At 36.0% G+C, this 7316-nt stretch carries 6 protein-coding genes; 1 reads left to right on the top strand and 5 read right to left on the bottom strand.

Going from position 1 to position 7316, the window contains the following annotated elements; all coding sequences use genetic code 11:
* Positions 1–384 precede the first annotated feature (384 nt).
* Positions 385–1254 (top strand): Cof-type HAD-IIB family hydrolase, encoded by an 870-nt coding sequence (locus ACTDJC_RS21615; RefSeq protein ID WP_440604656.1) that lies wholly within the window; start codon positions 385–387, stop codon positions 1252–1254.
* Between the two features lie 182 nt (positions 1255–1436).
* Here ACTDJC_RS21615 and ACTDJC_RS21610 read toward each other — a convergent pair whose 3' ends face one another.
* The 5 genes from ACTDJC_RS21610 to ACTDJC_RS21590 all read right to left on the bottom strand — a co-directional run bounded on the left by ACTDJC_RS21610 (position 1437) and on the right by ACTDJC_RS21590 (position 7115).
* Entirely contained in the window at positions 1437–2402 is a 966-nt protein-coding gene (locus ACTDJC_RS21610; RefSeq protein WP_440604655.1) for an ABC transporter ATP-binding protein, read from the bottom strand.
* Positions 2399–3379, bottom strand: a complete 981-nt coding sequence (locus ACTDJC_RS21605; RefSeq protein ID WP_440604654.1) for an ABC transporter ATP-binding protein — start codon at positions 3377–3379, stop codon at positions 2399–2401. Before ACTDJC_RS21605 ends, ACTDJC_RS21610 begins: the two co-directional genes overlap by 4 nt.
* Positions 3380–3389: 10 nt before the next feature.
* A complete protein-coding gene (gene opp4C / locus ACTDJC_RS21600; protein WP_440604653.1) occupies positions 3390–4313 on the bottom strand; it encodes an oligopeptide ABC transporter permease in 924 nt (307 codons plus the stop codon).
* Between the two features lie 13 nt (positions 4314–4326).
* The gene (locus tag ACTDJC_RS21595) at positions 4327–5283 is read right to left on the bottom strand and encodes an ABC transporter permease (protein ID WP_440604652.1); all 957 of its coding nucleotides are present in this window, start codon (positions 5281–5283) and stop codon (positions 4327–4329) included.
* A gap of 107 nt (positions 5284–5390) precedes the next feature.
* Complete coding sequence (locus tag ACTDJC_RS21590; RefSeq protein WP_440604651.1) at positions 5391–7115, bottom strand: ABC transporter substrate-binding protein; 1725 nt, start codon at positions 7113–7115, stop codon at positions 5391–5393.
* Positions 7116–7316: the final 201 nt, after the last annotated feature.

The raw sequence follows: 7316 nt of genomic DNA, 5'->3' as shown, positions 1-7316 counted from the left end.
ACTCCTGCTGATCCTAGTAAATCCATTTTTGTTAATTGTAATACTTCTTTAGTTTCCATTACTCTCATTCTCCTTTTTATAAATCTTTATATTAAATTCCCAAGAAATAATTTATTTATAGTTTTTAACTTAATGTCATATTAAATCATATAATGTAATGTTTGTAACATTAATGTAACATAACTTTTTTGTTTAAGCAATAGTTGGTATAAAATTATTATTTTTTTCAACAAGTATAAAGCGTAGATAGACGATACCCCTCATATTTTGACCTTCTCAAATATATTAAGTGGTTAAAATAAATGAGTATATTTGTGTAACAACAATGTAACAGTTTCGATATAACATTTAATTTAGTATGATTGAGACAAAGAGGTGATCAGCTTGAAATTAATCGCACTTGATATGGATGGTACGCTCTTATCATCCAATCTAGAAATCTCCCAGGAAAATTTAGAGGCCATACGCAATGCTGAAGAAGCAGGACATATCGTTATGATTTGTTCTGGCAGAGCAAAAGAAGATATTTTAAAACTGCTCGAGCAATACCGCTTATCTCTTCCTCTAGGAGCTAGTAATGGAGCAGTGGTATATGCTGATGGAAAAGTAATTCATTCGCGCACTTTGCAAAAAGAAAAAGTATATGAAATTGCAAAACAGCTTGAAGCTGAGGAATTTCCGTATAAACTCTATACAAATAAGGGTGTATATGCACCGTATAATTGGAAAGAACAAGTAACAAAATCTTTTCAATTAAACAAAGATTCCCTTGATGTTACAATTGAAGAAATTGAACGAATTAGCGAGAAGCAACTAAAAGCTAATTTAATTACAACTTTTCAAAGTATTGAAGATGTGGTATCCGACTCAACCATTGAAATTTCAAAGTTTTTTATCCTTACATTCAACAAAGAGAAGCGTGTACAATTGCTACAATCTTTAGAGAAAGATGCGGCAATTATGGTGACAGCTTCCGCCCCAACAAACTTAGAGATTATGGACAAACATGGTCATAAAGGCAATGGATTACAAGAAATGGCAAAACATTTTCATATTCCTTTACAAGATACTGTTGCCATTGGAGATAACTTTAATGATGTCCCAATGTTAGAGGTGGCAGGTTTATCAATAGCAATGGGAAATGCAGAGGACGCTGTCAAACAGCTATGTGATATCGTAACAGCGACAAACGATGAGAATGGTGTAGCTTATGCCATCGAGCAACATGTTTTACCTAAAACAATACAAGGATAATAAAAAATAGAAAAGAAGATAACCACCTACTATGTATAGTATGATTATCTTCTTTTTCATTTTCTGTACATCGATGAAATTTCTAGTACTTACTTAAAGGAGGCATTTTTTCAATAACCTTCATGTTTCTATTAAATTATGTATTGGAGTTACAACATATTCACCCTCACCGTTTTCATTCGTTATACATGATGACAAGCGACATAATGTTCACTACCAACACATTTAAATTCCGGTACTTCTTTCTTACAAATATCTGTCGCAAACGGGCAACGTGTATGAAAACGACAACCTGCAGGTGGATTTGCCGGATTTGGAATATCACCTTGCAAAATAATACGCTCCCTCTTTACCGTTGGATCCGGAATAGGAACCGCAGATAACAGCGCCTTCGTATATGGATGGAGCGGATTTGCAAATAATTCATCACGCGGTGCTGTTTCTACAATTGTCCCTAAATACATAATCCCAATTTTCGTACATAAATGCTCAACTACACTTAAATCATGAGAGATAAATAAATACGATAATCCTTTTTTTCGCTGCAATTCACTAAACAAGTTAATAATTTGTGCTTGAATTGATACATCAAGGGCCGCAACCGGTTCGTCTGCTACGATGAAATCTGGATTTAGCGCCATCGCTCTTGCGATGACAATACGCTGACGTTGCCCTCCAGAAAATTCATGCGGATAACGATCGATATGATACGATGCTAAACCACACAACTCTAATACCTCTAGCACTTTCTCACGAACATTTTCCTTCGTCGCAAGACCATGTGCAAGTAATGGTTCACCAATTGCATCACCAATTCGCATTCTCGGGTTTAATGAACTGAACGGATCTTGAAATACGAGCTGCATATTCGGGCGAAGTTGCTGTAATTCCTTCTTAGACAACTTATGTACATCTTGCCCTTGAAACTTCACTTCACCTTCCGTTTTATCAACTAAGCGAAGAATCGTTTTGCCAATTGTCGTTTTACCGCTACCAGACTCACCGACAAGACCAAATATCTCACCTTTATTAATAGTGAAACTTACACCGTCAACTGCTTTTACATGACCTACCGTTCTACCAAAGATACCACCTGAAATCGGAAAATACGTTTTTAAGTCTGTTACTTCTAATAATGGTTCACTCATTGCCCTGCACGCTCCTCATATAACCAACAAGCTACTTTATGAGTCTCTTCATGCCCTTGAAGCTGTGGTGTTTGCGTTTGGCAAATTTCCATGCAATGCTCACAACGATCGCTAAAATAGCAAAACTCTCCTAATTCTACTAGATTTGGTACTTGCCCTGGAATCGAATATAATCGATTTTTTCGCTGTCCCATAACAGGCTTTGATTTTAGTAATCCTTGTGTATATGGATGCTTTGGATTTTTGAACAACTCTAGTACAGGCGCTTCCTCGATCACTTTACCACCATACATAACGACTACATAATCTGCCATTTCCGCCACAACACCTAAATCATGTGTAATTAATAGAATAGAAGTGTTAAACTCTTCTTTTACTTGTCTTAGTAAATCTAGTATTTGTGCTTGGATCGTAACATCAAGTGCTGTTGTTGGCTCATCCGCAATTAATAGCTTAGGGTTACAACTTAAAGCTATGGCAATCATAATCCGCTGCAGCATCCCGCCACTTAGCTCATGTGGATAAGAATGAACAATTTCATCTGCGCGGGCGATGCCTACTTTACGAATTAATTCAATTGCCTTTTTATATGCTTCTTTTTTACTAAGAAGTTCATGCTCGATCAATGTTTCTACAATCTGTTCTCCTACTGTAAATACTGGATTAAGCGAGGTCATTGGCTCTTGAAAAATCATTGCTATTTCATTTCCTCTTAGCTTCCGAATCTCTTTTTCATCCATTTCTAGCAGACTGCGATTTTCAAATAAAATATCTCCACCGACCACTTCTCCTGAATCCGCAATTAACCCCATAATAGAAAGGGCTGTTACACTCTTTCCGCATCCAGACTCACCAACAACACAAACTGTTTCTCCTTCCCTTACAGAAAAACTAACATGATTAACCGCTTTTACAATCCCTTCTTCCGTATGAAAATATGTCTGTAAATCCTTTAGTTCTACCAATGTTTTGCTCATAGTTTCTCACCTACCGCTTCAATTTTGGATCTAATGCGTCTCGAAGCGCATCACCAAGTAAATTAATAGATACAACTGTCAAGAAAATCGCAAAACCAGGCGGTATCCAAAGCCATGGGCGTTTTTGAAAATCAATTAATGAATTTGCCGCATTAATCATATTCCCCCACGATGGTGTAGGCGGCACAACACCTAACCCTAAATAACTTAACGCTGACTCACTTAAAATAGCCCCTGCTATATTTAATGTTGCGACAACAATTAAAAGTGGAATCGTATTTGGAATTAAATGATATAAAATTTTCCGATAATCTTTTAATCCTAATACATCTGCCGCTTGCATAAACGCTTGCTCACGAAGGGTTAAAATTTGGCCCCGTACAAGTCTTGCAAGACCTGGCCAACCAACTAAACTTAACATAATCATCACAACATAAATCCGATATTCAGACGGCAATTTCCATTCTGATAAAATTGCACCCATAATGATAAGTAACGGCAATCCAGGAATAGACATTAATACATCTGCAATACGCATAATAAGATGATCAACCACACCTCGATAAAATCCTGAAATAGCTCCTAATAGCGTGCCGATTATAACAGATAAAAACATGGATGCGAGGCCAATTGTTAATGAAATTCGTCCCGCTAACATTAATCGAGTTAAAATGTCTCTTCCAAGCTGATCTGTACCAAGCCAATGCGAGAATGTTGGCGGCTTATTAATTAGGCCCACTTGTACAGTTCCTGAAACATAAGGAGAAAAAAATGGGCCAATAAAGGAAAATACAAACATAAAAATTAAACTATAAAGACCGAATAATGCCAGTTTATTTTTCTTTAATCTGCTATACGCTTGACGCCACGGGGAAACTGATTTTGTCCTTTTCTTTTGCAGATTCTTGTTTGTACTCTGTGTTATGCTCTCCATGTTATTCTCCTCCTTATTTCAATCGAATCCGCGGATCTACAACTGCATACAAGATATCCGCTAGAAAGTTTCCGATAATAGTTAAGAAAGAAAGAAACATCGTGAACGCCATTAACACAGGATAATCACGGAAACTTAATGCCTCTAATTGAATATGACCAATACCTGGCCAGTTAAAAATTTGTTCGATAATAATTGCCCCTGAAAATAATCCTGGCAGTTCAAAAGCAAGTAGTGTAATGGCTGGTAAAATTGCATTTTTCAAAGCGTGTTTATAGATAACAACCTTTTCTTTCAATCCTTTTGCTCTTGCAGTTCGAATATAGTCTTGGCGTACAACTTCCAGCATACTTGTTCTAAAATAACGAGTTAATGATCCTATCCCAAGAAGAGTCAAAATAAATACAGGTAAAATCATATGTCTTATAACTTCCCATATATATGTAAGACCTGTCGAGTTACTTCCGATATCAATCATTCCACCAATTGGTAATAATTTTAAATCTACGGCAAACACTTTAATCATAAATAAACCAATAAAAAACGATGGAAACGACATTGCTGCAAATACACCAAGTGTAACAAGCCCATCAAACAGTGAATATTGCTTTGTTGCAGAAATAACGCCGATAATAAGTGCAATTAACCAAGTAAAAAATAAAGCTGCTGCTGCAACAATAAACGAGTTCCAAATAAACTTATTCAATAAAGATGTAACAGACTCTTGATATTGCAATGAAAAACCAAAGTTCCCTGTTACTGCATTTCCGAGCCAATGAAAATAGCGTTCGATAATCGGTTTATTTAGTCCGTATAATTCCCTTAGCTCTTGTGCCCTCTCTGGTGTTAACTTTGGATTTGAATCCACGTAATCACCAGGAAGCAGTGCAAATAGGAAAAAGATAATAATAGAGGCCCCAAGCAAGGTCGGAATCATCTGGAAAAATCTACGAATGATATACGTCTTCACCGTTTTGTCTCTCCAATCTTATATACTTAAAAATAGAAGAACATTTTCCCAACAGCATCCGCTAGCTTACTGTATGAAAAAATGCCTTCTATCACGTTTGTATATCTTTATTCTTCAATAGATAAAACAGGTAAGTTTGAGATGATGCTATCGTATTTTTCTGGATCGATACCTTTTACGCGTGCATTGTGTGCATACAGAAGTTTACGATAGCTTAATAAAATAACCGGTGGATCATCATTTAATTCTTTATAAAGTTCTTTATAGATCGGCTTACGTTTCTCAATATCTACTGTTTCTAATCCTTTTTTAATAAGTTCATCTACTTTTGCATTTTTATATCCTGAACCATTGTTCGGACTTGTAGATAAGTAGTCAGCTACTGGTTCACTAGGATCAGAGATACCAGGTGTTGCAACGGCTGCTAAGTCATACTCTCCTTTGTGTACTTTTGCAACTAATGTGTTAAAATCCATCATCTCTGGGTTAAATTCCACACCTAATGCTTTATAGTTTTCTTTCGCAATTGGAATAAATACCTCTTCCTGTTTTCTTCCACTTGCAGCGTAATAACTTAATTTTAATTTTTGTCCATCTTTTTCACGAATACCGTCAGAACCAACTTTCCATCCTGCCTCGTCTAATAATTTCTTTGCTTTTTCTAAGTTATATTCGTACTTGTTTATCCCTTCGTCTGTATACGCCCAAGAGACTGGTGAAATTGGTACATTAGCTACAGATCCATATCCTTGGAAGAATGTATCAACATATTTTTTACGATCCAATCCGTAAATCAATGCTTGGCGTACTTTTTTATCTTGTAAATATGGCTTTTTATTGTTCATATCAATATAGGAGAATGAACTAGATGTTTCGAGATTAATATTGGCAAAGCCCAAGCTTTTTAATTGTTCAACATTGTCTCTATTTGCAGCAAATCCATCGTAATCTGTTTCACCTGTTTGGAACAATTGGAAGTTTGTATCAGCAGTTGTAATCTTATAAATAAAGTTTTTCACTTTTGGCTTACCAGCATAATAGTTCTCATTTGCTACGAAACGAACTTCTTGACCCGGAACATACTGTTCAAATTTATAAGGACCAGCCGCAAGCGGTTTACCATATAGATCTTTCAAATAATTTAAATTTGTATTTTGCTTATAATCTTTTCCGTAATATGCTTTTGATAGAACAGGTCCACCAAGATGCAATAATGCTTGAGAATTTACTTTTTCTGTCGTAATTTTAATCGTTTGTGGATCAACAACTTTAATGCCTTCAATTGATGTCGCTGTTCCATCTTTATACGCTTGCCCACCTTTAATCGCAAACTGTAGAATATCTTCGTCACCTTCATACGCTTTATCATGTAGTAATGTCAATGTGAACGCAACATCGTCTGCTGTTAATGGTGAACCGTCGCTAAATTTTAAGTTTTTACGCAAGTGGAATGTATATGTTAATTGATCGGAAGATACATCCCATTTCTCTGCAAGATCTGGGACTGGCTTTCCTTGTTTATCAGTTGTGACAAGTGAAGCAAAGATAACTGATGTTACATTTCCATCCCAACCATTCTCTTGAAAGTATGGCAAGAAAACCCCACCTGGCTTAGAAATACCTGCAATAATCGTATCTTTTCGCTGTTTTGCTTTTTCTGGATTTTTTGATTTATCAGTTGCTGCAATCTTTTCTACTTTCGCTTCTTTTAAATCTTGTTGTTTTACAGGCTCTGAAGATGTCTTTTCTTCTTGACCACATGCCGATAATAGAAGCGAACTACTCAGTAAAACCGAAAATACTCCTGCCCATTTCTTTGATTTTCTCTTCATTGTCCCCACCTTAACTTTCTTTAGAGTATTACACCTCATGAACTCCCCTTCTAATTTTCCTTCTTCTATGTATGTCTCCCTAAAACACACATTATATTCCATCGTAAAAGTCGGGTTTTATTTTATAAAAACAAACTTTTCATGAGGGGTAACTATCTTATTCCGACTTTTCCGATAGACTTTATGTTAATTAGCTTATAT

Origin of the sequence: Bacillus sp. GB_SG_008 (genome assembly GCF_052038115.1) — a bacterium.
Taxonomy (GTDB): Bacteria; Bacillota; Bacilli; order Bacillales; family Bacillaceae_G; genus Bacillus_A; species Bacillus_A rhizoplanae.
Note: the sequence above shows the minus strand (reverse complement) of the source record. Positions and strands in the feature narration are given on the sequence as shown.